This window comes from Janibacter sp. CoH_79_TC_3 (genome assembly GCF_058197955.1).
Window position 1 is genome coordinate 166,070 of record NZ_JBXWIV010000002.1, and the last position, 24,841, is coordinate 190,910.

Genomic DNA, 24,841 nt, shown 5'->3' on the forward strand with positions numbered 1-24,841 from the left:
ACTTATCTTAGGATACGCTGGCAGGTATGAGCACTTTTTTATAATTTTAAGGCGCTTTATCATCATCCATTTGCGATTGAATATAGTTTTCAACGCCAATATCTTTAATCAAGTCCTCTTGGGTTTCTAACCAGTCTTGATATTCTTCGTTACCGTCTTTTAGGGTGATTAGCAACTGGCGCGAGACGTAGTCACGCTTGCTCTCACACAAAGTGATTGCATCGGTGATGATATCGAATTTCTGTTTCTCTAAACGCAGGTTACAGTCGATTATCTCTGGCACATCTTCACCAACCAAGACTTTACCCAATTCTTGCAAATTTGGTAGACCGCCTAACAACAAAATACGCGCAATGAGGTCATCTGACCATTTCATCTCAGCAATTGATTGTTTATATAGCGAATCATTTAACGACTCTAAGCCCCAGTGGCGTACGATACGTGCGTGCAAAAAATACTGATTGATGGCTATCAATGACTGACCCAGCACTTTATTAAGGGCACGCGTTATCTCTTTATCCCCTTGCATTTTTATCTCCCTGTATTGATATATTATTTTATTATCGATGACTTTTAATAACGGTTAAAGGCGCTTAGCGAATAAAACATTAAACAATATCAGGGGACACTTCCGCCATCTGACTTTGCAAATAATTGGGTAGACCAATCATGTCAATTAGGCGCAATTGTTGCTCTAGCCAATGAGCATGATCTTCTTCGGTATCTTTAAGCTGCTCGACCAACATCTCACGGGTGACATAGTCATGCTCTGCTTCACAAAGCGCAATGCCGTCTTTAAGGTGCTGCTGTACTTGATATTCTAAATCCAAATCAAGCTGGAGCATTTCAGGAACCGTTGTGCCAATTTTAATCTCGTCGACGCTCATCTTAGGCGTGCCGCTTAACATCAAAATACGGCGGATAATCGCTTGGGCATGTAGCGTTTCATCTTGCATCTCATGGCTGATACGGTCATACAATTTACCGTAATGCCATTCGGCGTACATCTCAGAATGAATGAAATATTGGTCACGAGCCGCAAGCTCACCCCCTAATAAAAAATTCAAATAGTCAATTACCTTTGGGCTGCCTATCATCACCTATACTCCTGTATTTTCATTTATTTGCTGATACATTCACAATAATACATATATAGAAAGTACTATTCGTAAACTACTCAGTAAGGACTAAAACCAACGAAATGTCTTACAAAGTTAGGCAGATATAGTAGCATACAGACGTTATATCGCTTGTAACGATATTAACTAAGAATAAGATGCTAATTGAGAACTATAATTAGCTCGCCTTATGAGTCGTCACAGCCTATAGGCAAAATTACTGATGGTGCTGCTAAATATGCTTGCAGTCGGTGGATGACTGAAGTTATATGGACGCTCACAACTTATCCTTTGGGTATAATGAAAGGATAAGTGCGCAATAGTGAATATAATTGGTGTTAGGGCGTGTTAGCGATCTGGTCGTTAATAATAGAGAATATGATTTGAGACGCTAGAGGTCTGAATCGAACCCAGTTAAACGGCGTAGGCTAAAACATCAAGTTTGGCATGATGTTCATCAAGATAATCATTGACCATAGGTTCGCAGCAGCCACAGCAAGTCGCTACATCAAGGGTATTTTTTAAACCGTCTAACGTATCAATGCCTGAGGCAATAGCGGCTTTAATTTGTTTTTCTTTGACGTCGTTACAGATACATACGTACATGTGCTAGCTCCTACTGTGAATATCTAACTTGTTATTCTTTATAATAACGATAATTATTACCATTTACAATAGTATTTAAAATATTCATCAGTCATAGCAGTTACCTCTAAATATTTATATTACGCTTACTTAATCCATGTAACTGCATATAGCGTTAGGTGTAACCACAAAGTATCAAAGGTAGTAAAATGGCGACGAACTGTAAATTTGCTCATTTTTTAATCGATTTTACCGATGACTGCTGTTATATTGACCCCCTATTAACTAAATCTATATTGGAATTGTTCTATGTCTAATAATAATTCTACGATACAACCGCTTGAGTTATTTAAAGTATTGTCTGACCCAACGCGCTTAAAGATTTTTCAAATCTTATTTAACAAAGAGTCGCGCTGTGTTGGTGAGCTGGTAGAAATACTGGATCAACCGCAGCCGACCATCTCGCGTCACTTGAATCATTTGAAAAAATTGGGTATCTTAAGCTGTGTTCGTGATGGAACATGGATGTGGTACGAGGTGTCTGATAATCTGCCAGAATGGTGCCAAGATATTTTGGAAATCACCTATAAACAGATATCGACCAAAGACATCAATATGCCAAAGCCTGCTTAATTTAATACTAAAAGCACGGACTTAAGAGATATTTATAACAAATAATTCAGCGCATAAAAAAAGACCTATCATTTATAGGTCTTTTTTTGTTTTCAAACTTTGTCTTAAAATACGCCTTTAATTCGGCATTATACCAAGTCTAAAAAATCACTCACAAAAGCATTGGCTGGCTGGTGTATCAGCTCCTCTGACGTCCCTACTTGCTCGACGCGACCATGATTCATCACCACAATCTCATCAGATACCGCCCGAGCCTCTTCTTGATCGTGGGTTACCATAATGCTAGTAATACCAAGCTCGTGGTGGATATTCTTTAGCCAAGTACGCAGCTCTTTACGTACCTTGGCATCTAGCGCCCCAAATGGTTCATCGAGTAATAGTAGTTTTGGCTTTACTGCCAAAGCACGTGCCAGCGCAATACGCTGACGCTGACCGCCTGATAATTGGTGCGGATAAGCATTGGCAACTTGCGGCAACTGTACTAAGTCTAGCAATTCAGCAACGCGCTTATTGATATCAGCCTTACTTGGGCGCTCATTTTTTGGTAGCAAGGTCAAGCCAAATCCGACATTATCGGCGATGTTTTTGTGGCGAAATAACGCATAGTGCTGAAACATAAAGCCGATATGGCGCTTTTGCACGGGCGTATTGGTGACATCTAATTCATCAAACAATATTTGTCCAGAGTCTGCATACTCAAGACCAGCAATGATGCGCAGCAAGGTGGTTTTACCGCAGCCTGAAGGACCGAGCAAGGTCGTCAACTTGCCCGTTGGCACGGTGATATTGATATCATCTAAAGCGGTAAAGTTACCGAATTTTTTATTAACGTTGCGAATCTCGATGCTCATAATGGGTTCTCTTATTATATTTTCGGCTTAACGTCTTAATGTGGGCGGCAGATGGTTTTATGATGTCTGCTTTATGAAGCTATTACTTATAGACGACCTGTGCTTTCTGCCAACGTTGCCTCTTTATCAGCGTTCTTAGCATTTGTAGCGTTTGCAGAATTGGCGCTAACCGGCAGCTCAGGCGCACTTGCTAAACGCTCAGACTTGGCAAATTTGCGATCTTGCAGCTTGGTCATTACTTGTTGGATCAGCAGCGTTACCAGCGCCAAGGCAGCAAGTAAGCTCGATAAGGCAAAGGCGGCGGTAAAGTTATAATCGTTATAAGCAATCTCAACCAGTAGCGGCATAGTGTTAGTTTCACCGCGAATATGACCGGATACCACGCTGACCGCGCCAAACTCACCCATCGCCCGCGCATTGGTCAAAATAAGGCCATACAGCAGCGCCCATTTGATATTGGGTAGCGTCACATGCCAAAAAGTCTGCCAACCCGTCGCACCCAAAGTGAGTGCCGCTTGCTCTTCGCTATCGCCTTGGGTTTGCATCAGTGGTATCAGCTCACGTGCCACAAACGGAAAGGTCACAAATAACGTTGCTAGAATAATCCCTGGTACGGCGTAAATCACCTGAAAACCCATGCTTTCAAGCCAGCCACCAATCGTAGAGTTCAGCCCGAACAATAGGACAAACATCAAACCGGCGACCACCGGCGATACCGAAAACGGTAAATCAAGCAAGGTCGTGACCAGCTGCTTACCTTTAAATTGATAGCGGGTCACTAGCCAGGCAATTGCAATACCCATCACCATATTAATCGGCAAGACGATAGCAGCAGTAATTAAGGTTAATTTAATCGCTTGTAAGGCTTCAGGGTCAACCAGTGAGGCAATATACAACTGCCAACCATTTTTAAAGGCTTCATAAAATACTGCGAACAGTGGCACGACCAACATGATGACCATAAATAATACGGCGATGGTGATAAAGGTACGGCGTATCCATGGCGTGTCTTTGGTTGCTGGGTTGCTTTGGTAGTCGTAGCTATTAGAGATTTGCATTAGCGGGCTCCTACGCGGCGCGACAGCTTCCACTGTACGATATTAATTGTCAATAAAATCACAAATGAGATCAGTAGCATAAAGAGTGCGACGGCTGATGCGCCTTGAACATCAAACTGTTCAAGCTTACTGATAATGATTAATGGCAAAATTTCAGACTGCATCGGAATATTGCCGGCGATAAAAATCACCGAGCCATATTCGCCAGTGGCGCGGGCAAACATCATGCCAGCGCCCATCAGTAAAGCTGGTAACAACTCAGGCAAAATCACTTTACGAAAGGTCGTAAATCGATTGGCGCCCAATACTGCCGCTGCTTCTTCAAACTCAACTGATAGCTCAGCGAGTACGGGCTGTACCGCACGGACGATAAAGGGAAAGCTGACGACCACTAATGCTAGCCAAATACCTAATGGCGTAAAGGCGACTTGAATATCAAACTTAGCAAACCACTGGCCAATCAAGCCATTAGGAGCATAAAGCGTCGCTAGTGAAATACCCGTAACCGCTGTCGGTAGTGCAAATGGTAAATCAACCAAGGCATTAATCAACGACTTACCCCAAAACTCATAGCGCACCAGCACCCAAGCGACTAGCGTACCGAACACCATATTGGTCAGCATCGCTAAAAACGACATCCATAAACTGAGTTTGATAGCAGCGGTGACTTGCGGCTGAGTAATGGTTTCCCAAAAGCCCGTCCAGCCCATCTGTGTCGTGGTATAGGCCATCATGGCAAACGGTAGCACCACCAGTAATGATAAGCTAAAGACAGTGATGCCCATGCTTAGCCCAAACCCTGGTAACACATTACGCTGGCGCAAACGCGTCAGCCAACCTTTTTTATTGACGGGTTTGCTGGCAGGAGAAGTTGTTGCACTCATAGTGATGTCCTATTGCCTAACTGATGGCACTTAACTACTGATCGTAAGTACCACGTGATATCAAATGTATTTATTATTGGTCTACTTAAGCGCTAAAGGACACAGCGTGGGTAGCCGCCATGTCCTTTATGTGCTTGGACGTTACTCTAAAGCTGACTGCTTAAACGCTATTGAAGAAAAATCATAAATGGTTTAGGCAGTCAGCGTACTAGCGGCTTACTTTGGTGCATTAATGGCTAGCTGATCGAACACGCCGCCATCGCTAAAGTAAGTAGCCATGATTTCATCCCACGTGCCAAAAGCATCATTTGGACGGAAAGTATCGATAGGTGGCAATTTATCGCTATTTTTATCAAGCACACTTTTCACACTTGGGCGCAGATATAAATTGGCTGCTAATTGCTGAGCTTGCTCGCTCCATAAGTAATCAAGATAGGCTTTTGCCGCATCAGTCGTACCTTTTTTATCGGTCACTGTTTTCACAACAGCAACTGGGCTTTCAGATTTGATAGAGTATTTAGGATAAACGATATCTACTTTACCCAAACCAAAATCGGTCGCGGCAAGGTTGGCCTCATTCTCAAAGGTCACTAAGACATCACCGATACCGCGTTGAACGAAAGTCGTTGTCGCTGCACGCCCGCCATTCTCATAGACTTTGACGTTTTTAAGCATGTCTTTGACGTAGTTTTTGGCTTGTGTTTCATCTTTATTAAAGGCATGCAAACCATAACCATAAGCGCCTAAGAAAGCATAGCGACCATTACCCGTCACTTTTGGGTTGGCCATGACAATCTCAACGCCTTCTTTGGTCAAGTCTTGCCAATCGTTAATACCTTTTGGATTGTCCTTACGCACTAAGAAGACGATGGTACTGGTAAAAGGTACAGCGTTGTCTGGGAATTTGCTTTCCCAATCAGCCTCAACCAAGCCCTTTTTCTCAAGTAACTCGATATCTGAGCCTTGGTTCATGGTCGCGACATCGGCTTGCAAACCATTAGCCACCGACAATGCTTGCTTACTTGAGCCACCATGAGATTGTTTAATTAAGATATTGCTGTTTGGGTTCTCAGCTTTATAGTGGTCAACGAATAATGGGTTGTAATCTTTATAAAAGTCACGTGCCACATCGTAAGAGACGTTTAACAGCTCAATATCTTGACCTTCAGTAGCGGCTGGTGTGCCTTCTGTATTTGAAGTTGGCTCAGCTTTTTCGCTATTGCTACAGCCTGCGATACCCAAAGTGAGCGCCACACCGGCGATACTTAGTACGCTAAGCGTTTTGTTTTTATATTTATAACCTGTGGTATATGATGTCATGGCAGCCTCAAAAGGGATTAATTAGTGAATGCAAGTATGCTAACAGCGCCAGCTTATTATGTTTAATGATGAATATGCGTATGTTATTGCCAAAACGGAATATAGAGTTTATAAAGACAAGGTTATCAATCACTTAAATACGATAATTAATAGATAACCTTAAAAATTTTATAAATTAAGACTTTGCTTTCAAGGTTTTTATTCATCGTTATTCATCGTCCTTTAGCGCTTTAACGATTTATAAACTGCTTTAGAAAGCTTTAAAAGGGTTAAAGCAGCTAATAAATGACTTAAGCGCTGTCCGTTACTTTACCCGCGCCAACTGATCAAAACGCCCACCATCGACAAAGAAAGTCTCCATGATACTGTCCCAATCTCCAAACACGGCAACCGGCTCAAAGGTTTGAATATCTTTTAAAGTACCTGTATGTGCCGCGAGCACCTCTTTGTTGCTCGGACGCAAATAAATCTTTGCCATCAGCTCTTGCGCAGGTTTGTCCCACAGTGTTTTTAGATAAGCAGTTGCCGCCGCAGTCGAGCCTTTTTTCTCAGTCACCGAACTGACGATTGCCACTGGATTATGAATGGTGATGGAGTAGCTAGGATAAACAATGTCGACTTGACCTTGGGCATGCTGAGTGGCGACCAAATGTGCCTCGTTTTCCGTAGTTATGAGTACATCGCCTAGCCCGCGCTGAGTAAAGCTGGTGGTCGCGGCGCGTGCGCCATTATCGTAAGTCACGACATTGGCGAGTACTTTTCGCATAAAAGCATCGGTCTTTTGTGGTTGAGTGACCGATTCTTTAAATTGGTGCAATCCTGAGCCATAAGCGCCCAAAAAGGCATAGCGCGCCGTACCGCTGGTTTTCGGATTGGGCATCACTACGTCAATATCCGCACGCGCCAAATCTGCCCAGTCTTTAATGTTTTTAGGGTTGCCACTACGTACCAGTAATATCATGGTGGTGCTATAAGGAACGGCATTATCAGGAAACGCCTCCCGCCAATCCGCTTTTACCAGACCTTTTTCAACCAACATGTTCATATCGCTTTCTTGGTTTAAGGTCACCACGTCCGCTTGTAAACCATTGGCGACTGATAGTGCTTGTTTACTTGCGCCGCCGTGCGATTGTTGGATATCGACGTTACTATCAGGGTATTGATCCTTATAAATGCTAGTAAATAGCGGGTTATAATCTTTATAAAAATCACGTGAGACATCGTAAGAGACATTAAGCAGGCTGATCTCTTGCTTATCGCTTGCCTCACTATTTGTACCATCGCTCGTGCCACTTTGAGTAGCTTCGGTAGGATTACAGCCGGTCATTAGCATGGCAACGGCGAGTACACCACCCAACTTAAAGCTGAAATTAAAACGGTCAGCGGCAAGCTTTGATTGCTTGCTTTTATTCTCAATAAGCGCTTGGGTATTAATCAGTTCAAGTTTATTAGTTGCTTTTTCAATGCGTCGGTTCGTTGCTTGCATAACGGCTCTCGATAATGTTGATAGAAGCTTTATTCTCAAATATGATTGGCCGTATCAAAGGTTATCATTTCTTGAATGCTGTTCTATGGATGATGAGCGTTATGCTAACAGCATGAGCGGTAATTGCTTAGTGACAAATACGCTTATCGAGTTATTAACTTGGCATAAGTAATTTTGTTAGTTATTCTAAAGTACTTGTTTTTGCTCAGTATTTTTGCGCTATAGTGATAAGCAGACACTTTTGAGTAAGTTATGGTATTGCTTACTAACTAGACGAGCCTTTATAGAATGGATATTATCCCTTAGCTTCTCGTATATCGGGCGCTTCATTTATAATTGTCAGCCCAGCCTCTTTTACTTATTTCCTTTTTACTAGCCCCCTTATTAAAGGTAATTCAATGATCAAGTCTTCACCTCGTCATGCCCGCCACTCACACTTTTTTGCTGTTATTGTAACGACCTCTGTCGCTTTATTTGCCTTAAGTGGCTGTAATAACGTGACGCCCAGCGTAAATAACCAAACTATCAAACAACCGAACGCTGCCGTCACTCCATCTGTGCAAGCGGTCGTTGGTGATTATGCTTCTGAAGATTATGCCAACCGTGCACAAGGCTATGATTGGGTGGGTGTAATAATACGAGCAGATGGCGCAAACAATAGCGAGCAGATTGATATCAAAGTACGTGCACGTAGCGATGTGAAAAAACCGACGTGCCAATTCGATGGTAAAGCAACGCTTATGGGTCAAGATGACGCCCATGGTATTTTCTTTCAGACTAAGGTTGACGACAGCGCCGTCTTTTTCCAATTTAAAGACAATAAACTGACTATCGATAGCCAAGACAGATATGTGCTAAATCGTTTTTGTTCTGGTGGTGGCACTATTGTTGGGGAATATAAAAAGCTGGCAGGAAGCTTAGAGTTTAATTAAAAGCTCTAGCATTAGATAAACAGTAAGAAAAAGAAATAAAAAGAGGTCAGATGATGAATCTGACCTCTTTTTATTATCTTTGGTTTTTCATATTGAATATGAATTTTTACACCGCAGAGGCACCGACCAACTTCACCTCAGCACGTTCCTCTTTTGCGATACCGGCGTAGTAGTCACGCAGAATCTGCAAAACTTCTGGACGGCTAAAGTTATCTGGCACCTCTTCGTCTTCTGATAATGCTTTACGTAGTTTCGTTCCTGATACTTTGACATGCTCAGAGGCTTCATGCGGGCAGGTTTTGTCTGACGCCATGGCATTACAAGCATTACACCAAAACGTCCAGCCAATTTTTAACGGCTGCGTAATCAAATCATCTTTACCGACATACTCAAAGATAGTTTGCGCATCAAAAGCGCCATAGTAATCACCTACACCGGCATGGTCACGACCAACAATCAGATGGCTACAGCCATAGTTTTGGCGGAACACCGCATGTAGCAGTGCTTCACGTGGTCCGGCATAACGCATATCGAGCGGATAACCGGCTTGGATAACGGTGTCTTGTCTAAAGTAATTATCAATCAAAGTTTTGATGGCTTCTTGACGCACTTCGGCAGGGATATCGCCTGGTTTTAGTGCGCCCAGTAAAGAATGAATCAACACACCATCGCAAATCTCGATGGCAATCTTGGCAAGGTACTCATGTGAGCGGTGCATTGGATTGCGAGTTTGGAAAGCGGCGACTGTTTGCCAACCTTTGGCATCCAAAATTTCACGTGTCTCAGCAGGCGTTTTATAAATCTCAGGATATAAGGTTGGGAACTCACCCTCACTTAATACTTCAACGTGACCTGCGATATTAACGTCGCCTTGCTCCAAGACTTGCTGAACACCAGGATGCTCTGGATCTGTGGTCGTAAATACTTGTTGGCACTCATGAGCTTTATCAATGGTATAGGTTTCTTCTACCGTTAAGATGCCCATAATCTCGCCATCTTTTGCGACTAACGCCACTTTATCACCTTGCTTTAGGCTATCGGCGGTTACTTTAGGCGCTGATAAAGTGATAGGAATCGGCCAAAACAAGCCGGCATTGTCACCACTCTGCAGACGCATGTTATCAACCACACCCTGCCAATCTGCTTGGTTCATAAAGCCATTTAACGGAGTGAAGCCGCCAATACCCAACATAATCAAATCGCCGCGCTCGCGTGAGCTTAGGGTAATGGTTGGCAAAGTAGTCGCAATTTTTAACGCTTGTTTGCGCGCGTCACCCTGTAATAGTAATGGCTTAAGCTCAGTGCTGCCATGCGGCGGAACAAGTTTTGATGGCTTTTGATTAGCATTGATAGATTTCATGGTGATTTTACAACCTTAAGAGATGGTGAGAAAAAGGAATTGCATTTGAAGTAAGTTACTTAAAAATTTTTGCGATGAATGACGAATAAGGGGTTAACTGCCGTAAATTAATATTAAAAGCAGATATAAATTTTGATAAGCATAGGCTACCTAACTTTCGTTATGAAAATTTATGCTGTGTTTGGATATAGATATGACTTAAAGGAATTTATGTTTAAAAGATTAAGCTTATATGATGTGAAGCTGAATTGTTTACCTTGCGACTGGCAATAAGATCGAGTACACAAGCAAATCGTTTTTGTCGCAGCTTTTACGTTTTAAAATAACATTGAGATTACGTCATGTACCAATATAATTATGCGGATCAAACGCTAGTGGAAGAACGAGTCGCACAATTTCGCGACCAAACCGAGCGTTTCTTAGCAGGTGAGCTGCCAGAAGAGCAGTTTTTGCCGCTGCGCTTGCAGAATGGGCTTTATATCCAGCGCTATGCACCGATGCTACGTATCGCCGTGCCTTATGGATTATTGGCAACGTATCAACTGCGCAAGCTAGCTGAGATTACCCGTAAATATGACAGAGGTTACGGGCACTTTACTACCCGTACCAATATGCAGTTAAACTGGCCAAAACTTGAAGAAGTGCCAGATATTTTGGCAGAATTAGCCTCTGTACAGATGCACTCGATTCAAACGTCAGGTAACTGTATTCGTAATACCACTACTGACCCTTACGCGGGTATTCATAAAGAAGAAATTGCCGATCCGCGTCCTTACTGCGAGATTATTCGCCAGTGGTCAACCTTTCACCCTGAGTTCGCTTTTTTACCGCGTAAATTTAAGATTGCGGTTATTGGTACGGCTAATGACCGTGCAGCGACGCAAGTTCATGATATTGGGCTGCATTTAAAAACCAATGACGCAGGTGAGCTTGGTTTTGAAGTCATCGTTGGTGGCGGGCTTGGCCGTACGCCAGTTATTGGCAAAACCATTAACAAGTTCTTACCACGCCAGCACTTGCTCAGCTATTTAGATGCTATTTTGCGGGTTTATAACTTACATGGTCGCCGTGACAATAAATTCAAAGCGCGTATCAAGATATTGGTTGAGAGCATGGGTGGGCCTGCCTTCGCTAAATTGGTTGATGCGGAATGGGAAGCACATACCAAAGACGGGCCACTGACATTGACCGATGCCAACTTTGCCACTGCCAGCAGTTTCTTCACCGAACCTGATTACCTTACCTTTGATGCCTTACAAGTTCAGTCAGAGCTACAACAAACCCTTGATAGCGATAAAGACTTTGCCAATTGGTATCAGCAAAATACCGTCGCACATAAAATCGCGGGCTATCGCGCCGTGGTAATTTCGTTAAAGGCAGGTTTGGTTAATGGTAAGTACGTACCTTCAGGTGATATCAGTGAAGCGCAAATGGACGCCCTCGCCGACCTAGCAGATAAACATAGCTTTGGTGAGCTACGTGGTACTTATCAGCAGAATTTAGTCTTCGCTGATGTGCAAACCAATCATCTTTATGAGTTATGGCAACAGCTGGTCGAGCTACATTTAGCCCGTCCTAATATCAATACTTTAACCGACATGATTGTCTGCCCAGGCTGGGACTTTTGCTCGCTGGCCAATGCGACGACCCACAATATCGCTGAGCAAATCGAAAAGCAGTTTGACGATCTCGACTACCTTTATGACTTAGGTGATATTCGCCTCAATATGTCTGGCTGCATGAATGCCTGTGCGCATCATCACACCGGCGATATCGGTATCCTTGGTGTCGATAAAAAAGGCGAATACTGGTACCAAATCAGCCTTGGCGGTAACTCTAGTAATAATGCCAAACTCGGCAAGATACTAGGTAGAGCGGTTCCATCCGATGACGTAGCAAAGACGATACAAAAGATAGTAGACGTTTATCTAGAGCAGCGCGTCAGCAATGAGAATGAAGTAGAAGGCTTTGGTGAGTTGGTCAATCGCATCGGCATCGCACCCTTTAAGGAGAAGGTCTATGGCTAATCATTATGTGTTAAATGCGCAAGGCGAAAACATCAGTCAAAACGATCACTGGTTGGCCCTTACTACCAATGAACTACCAGATGGCATTGCCCTAACTCACATATCATTGCTTGAGCTATTACAAAAACGAGAAAAGCCTGATGTGCTCTTGCCACTTAGTGATTTGTTAGATGCTAAAGGCAATATTGCTGGCGGTTTATTACAACAAGTACGCGAATTGCTATCGGAACATGCCAGCCGTTTTGGTGTTTGGGTGACATCAGACAGCGACACAGAAGTACTAATGCGTATACCGGATTTTTTATTACAGCAAGATTTGATTGTAATTCATGTGCCCGCTTTCACCGATGGTCGTGGCTTTAGCTTTGCCCAAACGCTGCGCCAAATCGGTTATGACGGTGAGATTCGTATGGCTGGCAAGTTTGGTCGTGACCAAATCGCTTATCTGTTGCGCGCAGGTGCTGACAGCTTTGTGATAAACGAGCATGACCTGCAGTCTATCTCTGATATCAGTCAAGCCTTTAACGCCCTTGCTAGTAGCTACGATGGGCGCAACGTCGCCGACTTACCAATGTTTGCAGGTGCTTAAATAACTATTTAATTTACTACAAAATCATTATTAACCGCTTAATCATTTTTCAGTTTAGTTACGCCATTATTAATTATCGCTATTATTACTTACGACTAAGGAATATATTATGAGTCAATTACACCCAAACCTAGATATCGACCAAGCTAACCAAGACTTGCAAGGTAAATTCCCAGAGCAAATCGTTGAATGGGCGTTAAGCCAAGCCAAAAACCCAATCATCACCACTAACTTCCGCCCTTATGAGTCTGCGATTTTGCATTTAGTCGCTAAGCAGCGCCCTGACATTACGGTATTGTGGGTAGATTCTGGCTATAACACCGATGCGACGTATCAATTTGCTAATAAAGTCATCCGTGATTTAAACTTAAATGTCATCACCTATATCCCTAAGCAAACCGCTGCCCATCGTGATGCGACCATGAATGGTATCCCAGGCATTGACAATCCGCAGCATGATGAATTCACTGACCAAGTAAAGCTAGAGCCGTTCCGCCGTGCGCTAGATGAGCTAAAGCCAGACGTGTGGTTTAATGCCATTCGTAAGGATCAAACGGAATTCCGCCAAGGGCTTGATGTGCTTAGCCTATCAAAAGACGGCGTGTTAAAAGTCGCTCCATTGTTTGAAAAAACAGACGCTGATTTGGACGTTTATCTTGAAGAGCATAACTTACCAAACGAGTTTGATTACTTTGATCCGACTAAAGTAGAAGAAAGCCGTGAGTGTGGATTGCATACACAGTTGTAATATTTTTAATTCAATAAACAACTATTTTGAACGTAAAAAGCCCTTTTAAAAATAAAAGGGCTTTTTCGCTTTAGATAGCTTATAGCTTTTTTAGAGGGTTATTTACGACCAAGCACCCAACCACCATCCATAAAGACGTTCGAGCCATGCATATAGTTCGAATCATCAGATGCTAAAAATACCGCTAGCGCTGCAATCTCTTCGGGCTTGCCAGCGCGCTGGGCTGGGATACGATTTAAGCGCTCATCATCAATACCATCGGTCATAGGCGTCTCGATAAAACCTGGCGATAGAATATTCACTTTGACGCCTTGACTACCAAAATCAAATGCCAATTGCTTGGTGAAGCCTAATATCGCATGCTTGGAGGTCACATAAGCTGAACCACCCGGACCTGCCATTTGCGTCGCTTGTGAGCCAACATTGATAATCGCCCCACGCCCTTGCTTGATAAAATGTGGAATCACCATTTTTGACGCGAGATATGGCGCTTTAACATTAATCGCCATCAGTTTGTCATATAAATCTTCTTCTAACTCGACGGCATTATCATAACCATCATGGATGCCAGCACCATTATATAAAATGTCAATTTGACCATAAGTTTCTAATGCTTTATCGACCACCGCTTGAATCTCTGTCTTTTTGGTCACATCAGCAAGCACAAAGATAGCCTCTTGACCCTTATCTGTCATGTCTTTGACAATGCGATTGCCGTCTTCTTGATCGCGACCCGTGACGATTACCTTTGCACCTTCGTCGGCATACGCTTTTGCAGTCGCTTCACCTAGTCCTGAGGTGCCGCCAAATATAATGGCTACTCTGTCTTGTAATTTCATAATATTCATCCTTGTTTTTTATATTGTAAATTAAGATTTTTTTCTATCTGATTGTATCTGGGTTAGATTAACATAGTCACCTAACACTCAATGTTAGCCTATGTTGGATATTTTTTATAAGCTAATAACTGACACATATCAACCATTTTAGTTGCATAAATAACGTTTTCTTAACGTTTTATCGGATAACATTAAGGTATTCTATGGCTTCAAAGCTGGCGTAACACCACATTAAACATTAAGCTAACCTTTTAAAGCTAAAGTATGGCCGAAGTTGCCCGTCGTTGCGGCTACTTGTGCTCATTTTTATAATCAAGCTCAATCATGGCTTTGCCACACTCATCAATACGGACATTTGATATGCCTTTAATAAAAAAAATTGATTCATTCTATGAAAAACTCCACGATAAGCTGCCAGTCGTAGGCAAAGCGGCTTCTTTTCTCACGGGAGTTAGCGTCCTTACTGCTAATAGTGCGTTGGTTGGTCTACCGGTCTGGACTATGGGCGCGGCGAAAGTATTGACTGGGTCAAAACTGACCGATGATGCCTTAATTGCGATTACTAAGTATTGGATTAATACTAATAATGCCGTTATCGACCACGCCCTACCTCATAAAGACTGGCGCATCAACCTGCCCGATGAGCTAAGCGAAGATAAGCAGTATCTCTTGGTCAGTAACCATCAGTCGTGGGTTGATACGAGTATTGTGCAATATATCAGCCAAGACACCCTGCCTTTAACGCGGTTTTTCACTAAGTTTAATTTGATTTACATTCCCGTTATCGGTCAAGCCTTTTACTTTTTAGACTTCCCAATGATGCGCCGCCACTCTAAAGAAGCGATTGCTAAAAATCCTGCCCTCAAAGGTAAGGATATCGAAGAAGCAAAGCGTGCTTGTGCGTTATTAAAAGAAAAGCCCTTTACCCTATTGAACTATTTAGAAGGCACGCGCTTTACTAAAGAAAAACATGATAAGCAAGACTCACCTTATCAGCATTTATTAAAACCACGGGCTGGCGGTTTGTCGTTAGCCATTAATGCGCTAGGTAATGAGTTAGATTCTATTTTAGATATTACAATCGTCTACCCAGACGGTGCGCCTGACTATGATGATTTATGGAAGGGTAATATTCGCCGTTTAGGGGTCGATGTGACTCGCCTACAGATACCAGACGAATTATTTGCTGCCATCATGGACGGCGGCTATGACCGTGATGAAGCCACTAAAAAAATGATGTTTGATTGGCTAGAGGACATTTGGCAACAAAAAGATGCCCGCATTACTAAAATGCTAAGTGAGTTTGAGTAGAATTTGGCAGTCCGTCAAATGACGTCATTGCCAATATCCAATGCAAGTCATCATGTAGCTATTAACCATCAACTATTATCTATCATCCACAAGCTTAAAAGTTAGCTTGTGGTTTTTTATGCCGCGATTCTGCATTTTTATTCCTCAGCTATTCCACATCCTAGCAAAAATCATCAGTAACATGACAAAAAAGAATATGTTAATGCCAATTCACTAGGTGAGCGTCCGCCTGTGATACCTCATAATGGTGACATATTTTATATTGATTGAATCATTGGTGATGCTATGAACACCTTTCCGCTATTTTTTAAATTAGAAGACCGCAAAGTGCTGATCGTTGGTGGCGGTGATGTCGCGCTACGTAAAGCTGACTTACTCAGTCGCGCTGGCGCCGCTATTACTATTCTCGCGCCAAGTATCAGTACTGAAATACAGACTTTGCTCAGCCACACTAAGTACAAAGCCAAGCACGAACTGATTTATGAAAATTATAATAAAGCTTATATGACGGGCGCGCGCGTTATCATCGCCGCCACCGATGATGAAACGCTGAATCATCAAATTCATGCTGACGCCAGCGAGCTTAATATTCCTGTTAACGTCGTTGATACCCCGCATTTATGCGATTTTATTTTCCCTGCCATCGTTGACCGTAATCCCATTGTGATTGGCATCTCATCCAATGGCAAAGCGCCGGTACTAGCACGTTTATTACGGGCACGCCTAGAGACTTTAATCCCGCAAGGTTATGGCAAACTGGCCAAGCTTGCTGGTGACTTTCGTACTGAGGTCAAAACTAAAATCCCAACCTTGACAGGACGTCGCCAGTTTTGGGAACGCGCTTTTGAAGGTGAAGTCAGCCAGCTGATGTTTGCGGGTAATGAAAATGAAGCAGCGGCGCAATTGCAAGCGGATTTAGATAAAACAGCCGCAGTGATCGCTAGCAGTGAAAAAAATGCACTAGATAATGCATTTTCAGAATCTCAATCTGTAAAAAATGTAATGGGCGAAGTTTATATCGTTGGTGCCGGTCCTGGTGATCCAGAGCTGCTTACCTTTAAAGCGCTGCGTCTCATGCAGCAAGCAGATATCGTCTATTATGATGCGTTGGTATCACCGCAAGTATTAGACCTATGCCGCCGAGATGCCGATAAAGTGTTTGTCGGTAAAAAACGTAGCAACCATGCCGTAGCGCAGCTCGGTATTAATGAGCTGTTGGTAAATAGCGCAAAAGAAGGTCGCCGTGTAGTACGTTTAAAAGGCGGCGACCCCTTTATCTTTGGGCGCGGCGGTGAAGAGATTGAAAGCTTACGTGCGCACGGCGTGCCTTACCAAGTTGTGCCGGGTATCACTGCTGCCAATGCCGCTGCAAGCTATGCTGGTATTCCGCTCACTCACCGTGATCATTCGCAGTCAGTACGTTTTGTGACAGGGTTTTTAAAGGCTGGCGCGCCCAACAGTAACTTTAAGAGCTTCTTAAATACCGATGAAACTGTCGTGTTTTATATGGGTCTACATTCACTGCCGCGTTTGACTGAGGGCTTGACTGAGGCTGGTCGTAGTAGCGACACCCCAATTGCCATCGTCTCTAATGCTAGCATGCCCAATCAGCAAGTATTGACAGGAACACTTGAAACCATCGTTGAATTACAAGAAAAAAACCAGCTACCAACACCTGCTCTGCTTATCATGGGTGATGTCGTCAGTTTACATCATGATTTGGCTTGGTATAACCTACAAAACCAGCAAAATAATCAAGACACAGATGGCAACTGGCTACGTGAAGGATCAGCTACTATGGACAAAGATTCAAAACAACCTATAGACCAGCAAGCCCATGCGCTATCGATGGTAGCTAATTTGGCAACGGCTGATGATAGTTTGGAGCAATTGGTAATTGGATAAGTGCTATTAAGGTCAAGCCACTACCGAGATTATCGATTCATTACCAAAACACTTTTCCTCAATACATAATGCACATGAAATATCTGTTACTATTTCATCAGTGCTATGAGGTTATTAAACATGATAAATAGATATTTGTTCTTAATTCCTATTGTAATTCTATTTCAGCTTGGTTGCTCTAATCAAATATTAAGTAACACTTCTAACCCAGTCATAAGAGCGAAAAATTCACTCAATCTATTCTCTTATCATAATAAAAGTAATAATGTTCAACTAACTGCATTATTATCAGGTAAATTTACAATGAAGAATGGCTGTCTTCTATTTGGCGATGAAGATGATTATATAACTCCAGTTTTTGATACGAAAGCTAGTAATATCAAGGTTGACTTAGATTCAAAGACTGTAATCTTAAATGCAACAGCAGTTCCATTTGATACAGAATTTTACGCAGGAGGCGGTTTTATTGATAAGGAAAATATTCCTCCACTTCAAACTACTGGCAATGAAAAATGCTTAACGGATAGAGTAGCAACTATACATTCTATTGAAATCCTAACCCCTGAATTGCGTAGAAAATTCTTGCTTGATTGGGACGATAAGCCTAAGCCGTAATGAAATTCAATATTAATAATCAGTGTTAATAAAGAGTTGGTTTTTGGGATTGATTAACTTTGAAAGGATGCGCAAGCCAAGCATCAGAGAATTCACAAAGTGTTCGTAACAAGCCAGAATGCATTAATACTCTAAGCAATCTCTAATAGAGACTTCTGTAGTCCTTTTCTTCTCAATTATCTTTATAAGCTTACTATGAATGGACGATGTATCAGCAGGTGGATTGGCGATTGTTGTATTCTTGATAAGCAAGGTGTACTCGTAATGCGGCTCATAATCAAAACCTTCTATACCACTATATCGATACTCCCAACCTGTTTGGCTATTCGTCTGTCCAGCAAGTTTCGTTAGCAAGCATGATTGCGGCCCAACGCCAATGCAATCTTCTTGATGATCAGCGACGATAATTTTACGTAAAACATAAGGCATGGCACGGACCGTAATCTGGCTTTTATTATCTACCCCTGCTAGTAATGTCGATTGCTCTCCCATTACTTCTACAACGTCACCGATAGCCAATTTTTGTATTTGATAGGTATTCTCTTGACCGAAATTAGCTTTACTAATAAAGGCTTTATAAGTGCGCCCATCTTTAGCCATCAAAGTGATTGTTTGCTGCTCTCTATCTTTCGTTATTACCTCCGTCACTTCACCTATAATAGCCTCAGAAGCTTGCACAACATGCGCTTTATTATTAAGACTTACTTTTTCATAACTATTGCAAGCCGCTAAAGAAGCGCTGACAATCAAAGCCAATGTGCATAATCTAATAAATGACATAACATACCCTTACCCTTATTAATGATGGCTTAGATATTACTAAATATTGGATCTTTTAATATCATCCATTACGTTACCGCTACCAATCTGCTTTGCAAGAAGTTTATAACCACAGCAAACCGCAGCAATTCTTGCTAGAATAATCGCTGTCTTTCATTAGCCATTAAGCCTCATTATGTCTTTATCTGCTGTTACCCCTTTAACCATACTTCATACCTCTGACTGGCATCTAGGGCGCAGGCTTTATGGGCGCATGCGTTATGAGGAATTTGAAGCGTTTTTGCGCTGGTTACAAGACACCATTAGCGCGCAGCAAGTGGATGTACTGATTGTCGCTGGTGACATCTTTGACACCATGACCCCTAGTAACAGAGCCCAAGCGCTGTATTATGAATTTTTAGGCAAAGTGTCGAAGTCATGCTGTCAACATATCGTCATCGTCGCGGGCAACCATGACTCCCCTACTTTTTTAGATGCACCAAGCAATGTATTAAAATTTTTAAACGTCCATGTTATCGGTACCGCTTGTGAAGACTTAAGCGATGAAGTGATGGTATTAGACGATGCAGACGGCAACCCGCATTGTATTATCTCTGCTGTACCTTACCTGCGTGACCGTGACGTGCGTAGTAGTCAAGCTGGCGAGTCTGCGGATAGCAAAGATGCCAATGTTATCAAAGGCATTCGCGCCCATTACGATGGTGTTGCAGAGATTGCCAGAGCCAAACAAGCTGAACTAGCGAAGATTCATCAACGTCAAATTCCTATTATCGCCACTGGTCATTTATTTGCTCTTGATAGTAAGACCACGGAAGATGATGGCGTGCGTGACCTTTATGTGGGCAATTTAGGTCAAATCTCTGCTGATATGTTCGATGATGGCTTTGACTATGTGGCACTTGGTCATTTGCATGTACCGCAGCGTGTCGGTGGTCGTGAGAATATTCGTTATTCAGGTTCACCTATCGCGATGGGTTTTGGCGAGGCTAAACAACAAAAACAAGTATTGCTGGTAAAATTTGGTGCAATAGAAAACAGTTTTAAGGATAAAACATCAACCGCTTTTACTGAGCATCCTTTACCACCAATCAAGCAAGTGACTAAAAAGGCAGCCACTCAAACGACTGGTTTTATAGACGATTTATTTGGTTTTCCTGATTCAGTAGAGCCCGAAGCAATGACGCCAAATAGCATTGATAAAGAACTTTCTAACCAAACAGCTGCTATACATCACACTCACTCTACTTACAATGTTACATCTCTTTTAACCTCTCAGTTATTGCATCATGATGAGTCGCGTCAGATGCAGGTTGTCTCGCTTCCTATTCCTTGTTTTCAGAAATTGGCACAAATAACAGGCGATTTGACCACTATTGCTACTGCGGTAAAGTCATTAAAGCCCTCAGAGTCCATTTGGCTAGAAGTGATTTATGACGGTGATGAAATCGTTAATGAGCTGCGTGAAGAAGTGAACGTCATGATAGAGGGCTTAACTTGTGAAGTGTTAAAAATCAAAAACACGCGTACGTATAATAAAGTTCTCAATCAACAGCAAGCCTCTGAAAATTTACAAGACTTAAATGAGCTGGATGTGTTTGATAAGTGCCTAGAAATTAATGGTATTGCTGATACGCAAAAATCGTCATTGCGCACGGCTTATCAGCAGATACTCCATAATATTTATCATAATGATAGTCGGGCTGAGTAAAAAATACTCAGTAAAAATGCTTATTTAGTATCTAATCAGCCTCTCTTTTCTTTTTCTTATTGAAACCATCCATTAAAAATACAAAGACCTATACATGCGCCTAATTGAACTACGACTCAAAAACTTAAATTCCTTAAAAGGCGAATGGCATATCGATTTTGCTGATTCCGCTTTTATCAATGAAGGAATATTTGCCATCACTGGGCAGACAGGCGCTGGCAAGACGACGATTTTGGATGCCATATGTCTTGCGCTATATGGTGAGACACCGCGGATTAATAGCATCAGCAAAAGTAGTAACGAGGTCATGACGCGGCAAACGGCGGAGTGTTTCGCTGAAGTGGTGATTGATTTAAATGGCACCCAATATCGCTGCCGCTGGGGTCAGCGCCGCGCTTATGGCAAAGCGGATGGTAGCTTGCAAGATGCTACCCACGAGATAGCTTTGGTGAAGCCCAAAACTAGCAATCTAGACAATGTAGACGTCCCAGCGGGCGATGAAATATTAGAAAGCAAGCTGTCACGCACCAAAGATAAAATCATTGAGCTGACACGGATGGATTTTCAACAGTTCACCCGCTCAATCTTATTGGCTCAAGGGAGTTTTTCCGCCTTTTTAAAAGCCAAAGCCGATGAACGTGCTGACATCTTAGAAAAAATCACTGGCACTGATATCTACGCGACGATATCAACCCATGTCTTTGAAAAAAAACGTCATGAAGAAGAAATATTGAGCAAGTTGCAGTTTGGCTTAGATGGCTTAACGTTGTTAGAAGCAGATGAAGAAGCGCTGATTGGCGAAAAATTAACAGCGCATCAAACCGCACAAACCGAGCAGCAACAATACTATCAGCATCTTAACGAGCAAATCAATTGGCTCGATGCCGTGACGGAGTTAGAAAAAAACGTCGTCAGCTATCAAAAGGATGTTACGTCGGCAAAGCAAGCGCAGGTAGACTTTATTCCTCATGCTAAGCGCCTTATCGCCGCCAATAAAGCGCTGGAGATTGACAGTCAATACAGCCAACTTGTCCATAACCGTGACAGCGTCAAGCGCTTACAAGATGAACAGCAGTCGCTAAATCATCAACTGCCGCAGCAAGAAAATCAACTCACGCAAGCCACGAGCGCTCTACAAGCGGCTAAGGCTCGTACGCAGACAGCAAGTAATGAGCTACAAACCACTTTGCCCAAAATTGCACAAGCCCGTAAGCTGGATGCGGCTATCGCTCAGCACAGGCATGTGTTAGACGACCATCGCCAAAGAAAGCAAGCCACAGCAGCCAATATACAGCGCTTAGACCTAGAGATAGACCATCATAAAGAGCGTTTCAATCAAGACCAAACCCAGCTGACGAGTATCGAGACGTACCTTAGTGATGCTGACGCTCTGCACGATATCGATACCGATGCGGCAAACTTTGACAGTCATTGCAGCCGTCTAAAGGTGCTGCTACAAGACAATGCAGCTTTAGCAAATGAAAAATATAACCATCATCATAAAACCAGTGACTATCAAGCCAACCTTGATAAATATCAGCAGCATCAAGAAACTACTAAATCTTCGATTGCCAAGGCGCGTGAGGAATCAACGGCTTTACAAAAAAAGCAGGCTGGCTTAACCCAAGAGCAGTCATTGGCTGATTTACGTGGCGAGCAAGAACAAATCGACCACACCAACAGCCAGATTGAGCAAGTGATCTTTAAAGTACAACAAATGGCTGCGCTTACGACACAAATTAATAAGATAAACACCACCCTGCCCACTCTCAATGAGACATTGGTCAAACTGACAACGGCTATTACTGATCACGAATCGGTCATAATAGAGGCAAAAGACCGTCGTCAAGACAAGCAAAAGCTGTTGGACTCATGGCAACACGTCGCAAGTTTAGAGCGCTACATTAGCCAATTAGAAGAGGGCGACCCTTGCCCGCTTTGCGGCGCGCTTGAGCATCCTTACGGTGAGCATCACCCTGTATTAGATAAGGAGCCATCCGAAGTTGCCCAAACGCAGCAGCAGATAAAAGATCTGGATACGACGATAAATGCGCTAGAACAAACCTTATCTAAGCAGCGTATTGAGTATGCCACCACTCAAAGTCAGATTGAGCAGTGGCAAGAACAAAAAAGCCCACTATATGAGCAGATAAAAACATTGTGCGCAGACAGCGGTCGCTTAATACAGCCACTTTTGCATAAAACCTATTCTGATTCTCACGCCCTCACCACTATCATGAATCGACTTGGGCAGATTGGTGCCAACACGGATTTACTGAGCGGGCAGATAGCGACTGATTCAGCTGATTTCAATCTTATAGAAGATGCTTTATTAGTGCTGGGTACGATTAAAGACCAACTTACCGCGCGCAGGCTTTGTCTAAAAAATACGCTTAGCCAATATGAAGCACTGAGCGCTGAGCTTACGACAACAAGTAAAACCCTTGAGACGCTTGAACAACAGCAGTATAAGCTTGCTAGTGATATGCATGAGATTGAAACCAATATTAAGATAGGTTTGTTGGCCGTAGAAGGTATCGACAAAAAAACCTGCGCAAATTTTGCTGAATTAACCACGCTTAAAGGCGCTATATCAGCGATATTAAATAAGTATCTCGCTTATGCATTAGATTCTGTCGCCAAGCCTGCCACCTTACAGCCGCTGATAACGAGTATAGATGAGAGAATTGTACTAAACGAAATGGACTATGACGCTCATATCCATACACTTCGTCAGCAGCGTAGTAACTTGGTGCAATTAAAACAGCAGTTCAATGCGTATAAGAATGAGCAGCAAACCCTGATGACCGCGCTTGGCAGCGTAACGGTGCAAATCGAAACCAAGCAGGCACAATTAGATAAAGACCAGGCTGAGCTTGATCACCTGACTCAAGCGGTTGCTGATAAAACTCAAATGCTTGAACAGTTAACGTCTAAACGGCGCGAGATTTTTACGGACAACGCACGTAATATCAGTGCTGATCATAGCAATAACATCAATATTAATCCTGATGAAGAAGACACAAGATTACGCGCTTTAGTAGAACAGGCAAATACTGAACAGGCCTCAGCACAAAGACAGTTAGACAGTTCTGAGCATATCCTTCAGCAATTACAGGAAAAACAGCAACAGCTTACCGATCAATTAACCACTGCTACTACTGCACTCACCATGCAAGAAGATATCTTTAAAACGGCGCTCGCCAGCTCTGACTTTATTGATGAAGCAGACTTCATGCGCTCGCGCCTACCTACCGCCGAGCGCCATAGCCTGACGGAGCAGCAGCAGCAGATAAGTGATACGCTCAAGCAAGCGCAATCGTTATTGGCTCAAACCATGCAAGCACTTACTAAGAAAAAGTCTGAACCCTTAACCACTGAAGAAAGAGAAACGTTGGTTCAGCAGCAGCATATGGCGCAAAACGAGTTGCATCGCTTGATTGAGGCGATCGGCGCGATGAGTCAACAGCTCAAAGACAATGAAGAGAAAAAAGGCAATCAACAAGCCCAACGTCAAGCTATTGCTCAGCAAAAAGAAACCCTACATGTCTGGCGACAGCTCAATGAATTGATAGGGTCTAGTAGTGGTAAGAAGTATCGTACTTTTGCACAGGGTTTAACTTTTGATATTATGGTGACACATGCCAATGCCCAACTGCACAAAATGAGCGATCGCTATTTGCTGGCTCGGGATGACAATAACCCACTTGAGCTCAATGTCATTGACAACTATCAAGGTGGCGAGATACGCAGTACCAAAAACCTATCCGGTGGTGAAGGGTTTGTTATCAGTTTGGCGCTTGCACTTGGGTTATCGCAGATGGCCAGTCACAATATCCGCGTCGATTCACTATTTTTGGATGAAGGCTTTGGCACTCTAGATGAAGAGTCACTCGATATTGCCTTGGATACCTTGACCAGCTTGCAACAAGAAGGCAAATTGATTGGTGTTATCTCACACGTACAAGCCCTAAAAGAGCGTATTTTAACCCAAATTCAAGTTGATAAGCTGTCAGGAGGCTTTAGTAAAATTACTGGTCCAGGCTGCTATCATATAGCCAGTTAATGCTAAAGAAATTTTGGAGTGGCCAA

Annotated in this window: 21 protein-coding genes; 10 read left to right on the top strand and 11 right to left on the bottom strand. The window is 42.8% G+C overall.

The annotated features are described in order from the left end of the window. Positions 1 to 46 precede the first annotated feature (46 nt). The 3 genes from bfr (AC2FA3_RS02820) to AC2FA3_RS02830 all read right to left on the bottom strand — a co-directional run bounded on the left by bfr (AC2FA3_RS02820) (position 47) and on the right by AC2FA3_RS02830 (position 1,724). Positions 47 to 529: a bacterioferritin gene (bfr, locus tag AC2FA3_RS02820; RefSeq protein WP_490508214.1), complete on the bottom strand. Its 483-nt coding sequence runs from the start codon at positions 527 to 529 to the stop codon at positions 47 to 49. 79 nt (positions 530 to 608) lie between these two features. Further along, positions 609 to 1,097, bottom strand: a complete 489-nt coding sequence (gene bfr, locus AC2FA3_RS02825; protein ID WP_490508215.1) for a bacterioferritin — start codon at positions 1,095 to 1,097, stop codon at positions 609 to 611. Positions 1,098 to 1,532: 435 nt separating this feature from the next. Continuing rightward, on the bottom strand, positions 1,533 to 1,724 hold the full coding sequence (locus tag AC2FA3_RS02830) for a (2Fe-2S)-binding protein (RefSeq protein ID WP_201612170.1): 192 nt from the start codon (positions 1,722 to 1,724) through the stop codon (positions 1,533 to 1,535). A gap of 288 nt (positions 1,725 to 2,012) precedes the next feature. On the opposite strand from AC2FA3_RS02830, the gene AC2FA3_RS02835 reads away from it, so the two are divergent. Then, positions 2,013 to 2,336: an ArsR/SmtB family transcription factor gene (locus AC2FA3_RS02835; protein ID WP_201546454.1), complete on the top strand. Its 324-nt coding sequence runs from the start codon at positions 2,013 to 2,015 to the stop codon at positions 2,334 to 2,336. A gap of 128 nt (positions 2,337 to 2,464) precedes the next feature. Here AC2FA3_RS02835 and AC2FA3_RS02840 read toward each other — a convergent pair whose 3' ends face one another. The 5 genes from AC2FA3_RS02840 to AC2FA3_RS02860 form a co-directional block, all read right to left on the bottom strand. Beyond that, complete coding sequence (locus AC2FA3_RS02840; RefSeq protein ID WP_183618246.1) at positions 2,465 to 3,187, bottom strand: sulfate/molybdate ABC transporter ATP-binding protein; 723 nt, start codon at positions 3,185 to 3,187, stop codon at positions 2,465 to 2,467. Positions 3,188 to 3,273: 86 nt separating this feature from the next. Continuing rightward, on the bottom strand, positions 3,274 to 4,245 hold the full coding sequence (cysW, locus tag AC2FA3_RS02845; protein ID WP_490508216.1) for a sulfate ABC transporter permease subunit CysW: 972 nt from the start codon (positions 4,243 to 4,245) through the stop codon (positions 3,274 to 3,276). Then, a complete protein-coding gene (gene cysT, locus AC2FA3_RS02850) occupies positions 4,245 to 5,129 on the bottom strand; it encodes a sulfate ABC transporter permease subunit CysT (RefSeq protein WP_183618248.1) in 885 nt (294 codons plus the stop codon). Before cysT ends, cysW begins: the two co-directional genes overlap by 1 nt. Positions 5,130 to 5,345: 216 nt before the next feature. Further along, entirely contained in the window at positions 5,346 to 6,449 is a 1,104-nt protein-coding gene (locus AC2FA3_RS02855) for a sulfate ABC transporter substrate-binding protein (protein ID WP_490508217.1), read from the bottom strand. A gap of 304 nt (positions 6,450 to 6,753) precedes the next feature. Further along, positions 6,754 to 7,935 (bottom strand): sulfate ABC transporter substrate-binding protein, encoded by a 1,182-nt coding sequence (locus AC2FA3_RS02860; protein WP_490508218.1) that lies wholly within the window; start codon positions 7,933 to 7,935, stop codon positions 6,754 to 6,756. Between the two features lie 398 nt (positions 7,936 to 8,333). Between AC2FA3_RS02860 and AC2FA3_RS02865 the strand changes: the two genes are divergently transcribed. Beyond that, entirely contained in the window at positions 8,334 to 8,867 is a 534-nt protein-coding gene (locus tag AC2FA3_RS02865; RefSeq protein ID WP_490508219.1) for a hypothetical protein, read from the top strand. A 106-nt stretch (positions 8,868 to 8,973) separates the two neighbouring features. Here the strand turns inward: AC2FA3_RS02865 and sat are convergent, their stop codons facing one another. Then, complete coding sequence (gene sat, locus AC2FA3_RS02870) at positions 8,974 to 10,227, bottom strand: sulfate adenylyltransferase (RefSeq protein ID WP_490508220.1); 1,254 nt, start codon at positions 10,225 to 10,227, stop codon at positions 8,974 to 8,976. 341 nt (positions 10,228 to 10,568) lie between these two features. Here sat and AC2FA3_RS02875 point away from each other — a divergent pair, with 341 nt between their 5' ends. The 3 genes from AC2FA3_RS02875 (at position 10,569) to AC2FA3_RS02885 (ending at position 13,591) form a co-directional block, all read left to right on the top strand. Beyond that, entirely contained in the window at positions 10,569 to 12,254 is a 1,686-nt protein-coding gene (locus AC2FA3_RS02875) for a nitrite/sulfite reductase (protein WP_490508221.1), read from the top strand. After that, positions 12,247 to 12,843 (top strand): DUF934 domain-containing protein, encoded by a 597-nt coding sequence (locus AC2FA3_RS02880; protein ID WP_490508222.1) that lies wholly within the window; start codon positions 12,247 to 12,249, stop codon positions 12,841 to 12,843. Before AC2FA3_RS02875 ends, AC2FA3_RS02880 begins: the two co-directional genes overlap by 8 nt. 109 nt (positions 12,844 to 12,952) lie before the next feature. Continuing rightward, the gene (locus tag AC2FA3_RS02885) at positions 12,953 to 13,591 is read left to right on the top strand and encodes a phosphoadenosine phosphosulfate reductase domain-containing protein (RefSeq protein WP_490508223.1); all 639 of its coding nucleotides are present in this window, start codon (positions 12,953 to 12,955) and stop codon (positions 13,589 to 13,591) included. 98 nt (positions 13,592 to 13,689) lie between these two features. Here AC2FA3_RS02885 and AC2FA3_RS02890 read toward each other — a convergent pair whose 3' ends face one another. Further along, positions 13,690 to 14,430, bottom strand: coding sequence for an SDR family NAD(P)-dependent oxidoreductase (locus AC2FA3_RS02890; RefSeq protein ID WP_490508224.1), 741 nt, complete (start codon positions 14,428 to 14,430; stop codon positions 13,690 to 13,692). Positions 14,431 to 14,790: 360 nt separating this feature from the next. Between AC2FA3_RS02890 and yihG the strand changes: the two genes are divergently transcribed. The 3 genes from yihG to AC2FA3_RS02905 all read left to right on the top strand — a co-directional run bounded on the left by yihG (position 14,791) and on the right by AC2FA3_RS02905 (position 18,261). After that, on the top strand, positions 14,791 to 15,741 hold the full coding sequence (gene yihG / locus AC2FA3_RS02895) for a 1-acylglycerol-3-phosphate O-acyltransferase, YihG family (protein WP_490508225.1): 951 nt from the start codon (positions 14,791 to 14,793) through the stop codon (positions 15,739 to 15,741). A gap of 285 nt (positions 15,742 to 16,026) precedes the next feature. After that, entirely contained in the window at positions 16,027 to 17,646 is a 1,620-nt protein-coding gene (gene cysG / locus AC2FA3_RS02900; RefSeq protein WP_490508226.1) for a siroheme synthase CysG, read from the top strand. Between the two features lie 120 nt (positions 17,647 to 17,766). After that, positions 17,767 to 18,261 carry a hypothetical protein gene (locus tag AC2FA3_RS02905; RefSeq protein WP_490508227.1) on the top strand — a complete coding sequence of 165 codons (495 nt, stop codon included), beginning with the start codon at positions 17,767 to 17,769 and terminating at the stop codon, positions 18,259 to 18,261. Between the two features lie 123 nt (positions 18,262 to 18,384). Here the strand turns inward: AC2FA3_RS02905 and AC2FA3_RS02910 are convergent, their stop codons facing one another. Next, a complete protein-coding gene (locus tag AC2FA3_RS02910; RefSeq protein ID WP_490508228.1) occupies positions 18,385 to 19,041 on the bottom strand; it encodes a DUF4377 domain-containing protein in 657 nt (218 codons plus the stop codon). Positions 19,042 to 19,216: 175 nt separating this feature from the next. On the opposite strand from AC2FA3_RS02910, the gene AC2FA3_RS02915 reads away from it, so the two are divergent. Then, positions 19,217 to 20,749 carry an exonuclease SbcCD subunit D C-terminal domain-containing protein gene (locus AC2FA3_RS02915; RefSeq protein WP_490508229.1) on the top strand — a complete coding sequence of 511 codons (1,533 nt, stop codon included), beginning with the start codon at positions 19,217 to 19,219 and terminating at the stop codon, positions 20,747 to 20,749. Positions 20,750 to 20,843: 94 nt separating this feature from the next. After that, positions 20,844 to 24,815: an AAA family ATPase gene (locus AC2FA3_RS02920; protein WP_490508230.1), complete on the top strand. Its 3,972-nt coding sequence runs from the start codon at positions 20,844 to 20,846 to the stop codon at positions 24,813 to 24,815. The last annotated feature ends 26 nt before the right edge of the window (positions 24,816 to 24,841 follow it).

What these genes read in the sequence shown, in the direction of transcription:
- AC2FA3_RS02860 (WP_490508218.1), bottom strand. Translation starts at nt 7,935, where the DNA reads ATGCAAGCAACGAACCGACGCATTGAAAAAGCAACTAATAAACTTGAA.
- bfr (WP_490508215.1), bottom strand. Translation starts at nt 1,097, where the DNA reads ATGATAGGCAGCCCAAAGGTAATTGACTATTTGAATTTTTTATTAGGG.
- AC2FA3_RS02905 (WP_490508227.1), top strand. Translation starts at nt 17,767, where the DNA reads ATGATAAATAGATATTTGTTCTTAATTCCTATTGTAATTCTATTTCAG.
- AC2FA3_RS02830 (WP_201612170.1), bottom strand. Translation starts at nt 1,724, where the DNA reads ATGTACGTATGTATCTGTAACGACGTCAAAGAAAAACAAATTAAAGCC.
- AC2FA3_RS02890 (WP_490508224.1), bottom strand. Translation starts at nt 14,430, where the DNA reads ATGAAATTACAAGACAGAGTAGCCATTATATTTGGCGGCACCTCAGGA.
- AC2FA3_RS02885 (WP_490508223.1), top strand. Translation starts at nt 12,953, where the DNA reads ATGAGTCAATTACACCCAAACCTAGATATCGACCAAGCTAACCAAGAC.
- cysT (WP_183618248.1), bottom strand. Translation starts at nt 5,129, where the DNA reads ATGAGTGCAACAACTTCTCCTGCCAGCAAACCCGTCAATAAAAAAGGT.
- sat (WP_490508220.1), bottom strand. Translation starts at nt 10,227, where the DNA reads ATGAAATCTATCAATGCTAATCAAAAGCCATCAAAACTTGTTCCGCCG.
- AC2FA3_RS02880 (WP_490508222.1), top strand. Translation starts at nt 12,247, where the DNA reads ATGGCTAATCATTATGTGTTAAATGCGCAAGGCGAAAACATCAGTCAA.
- AC2FA3_RS02840 (WP_183618246.1), bottom strand. Translation starts at nt 3,187, where the DNA reads ATGAGCATCGAGATTCGCAACGTTAATAAAAAATTCGGTAACTTTACC.
- AC2FA3_RS02915 (WP_490508229.1), top strand. Translation starts at nt 19,217, where the DNA reads ATGTCTTTATCTGCTGTTACCCCTTTAACCATACTTCATACCTCTGAC.
- AC2FA3_RS02910 (WP_490508228.1), bottom strand. Translation starts at nt 19,041, where the DNA reads ATGTCATTTATTAGATTATGCACATTGGCTTTGATTGTCAGCGCTTCT.
- yihG (WP_490508225.1), top strand. Translation starts at nt 14,791, where the DNA reads ATGCCTTTAATAAAAAAAATTGATTCATTCTATGAAAAACTCCACGAT.
- AC2FA3_RS02920 (WP_490508230.1), top strand. Translation starts at nt 20,844, where the DNA reads ATGCGCCTAATTGAACTACGACTCAAAAACTTAAATTCCTTAAAAGGC.
- bfr (WP_490508214.1), bottom strand. Translation starts at nt 529, where the DNA reads ATGCAAGGGGATAAAGAGATAACGCGTGCCCTTAATAAAGTGCTGGGT.
- AC2FA3_RS02875 (WP_490508221.1), top strand. Translation starts at nt 10,569, where the DNA reads ATGTACCAATATAATTATGCGGATCAAACGCTAGTGGAAGAACGAGTC.
- cysW (WP_490508216.1), bottom strand. Translation starts at nt 4,245, where the DNA reads ATGCAAATCTCTAATAGCTACGACTACCAAAGCAACCCAGCAACCAAA.
- AC2FA3_RS02835 (WP_201546454.1), top strand. Translation starts at nt 2,013, where the DNA reads ATGTCTAATAATAATTCTACGATACAACCGCTTGAGTTATTTAAAGTA.
- cysG (WP_490508226.1), top strand. Translation starts at nt 16,027, where the DNA reads ATGAACACCTTTCCGCTATTTTTTAAATTAGAAGACCGCAAAGTGCTG.
- AC2FA3_RS02855 (WP_490508217.1), bottom strand. Translation starts at nt 6,449, where the DNA reads ATGACATCATATACCACAGGTTATAAATATAAAAACAAAACGCTTAGC.
- AC2FA3_RS02865 (WP_490508219.1), top strand. Translation starts at nt 8,334, where the DNA reads ATGATCAAGTCTTCACCTCGTCATGCCCGCCACTCACACTTTTTTGCT.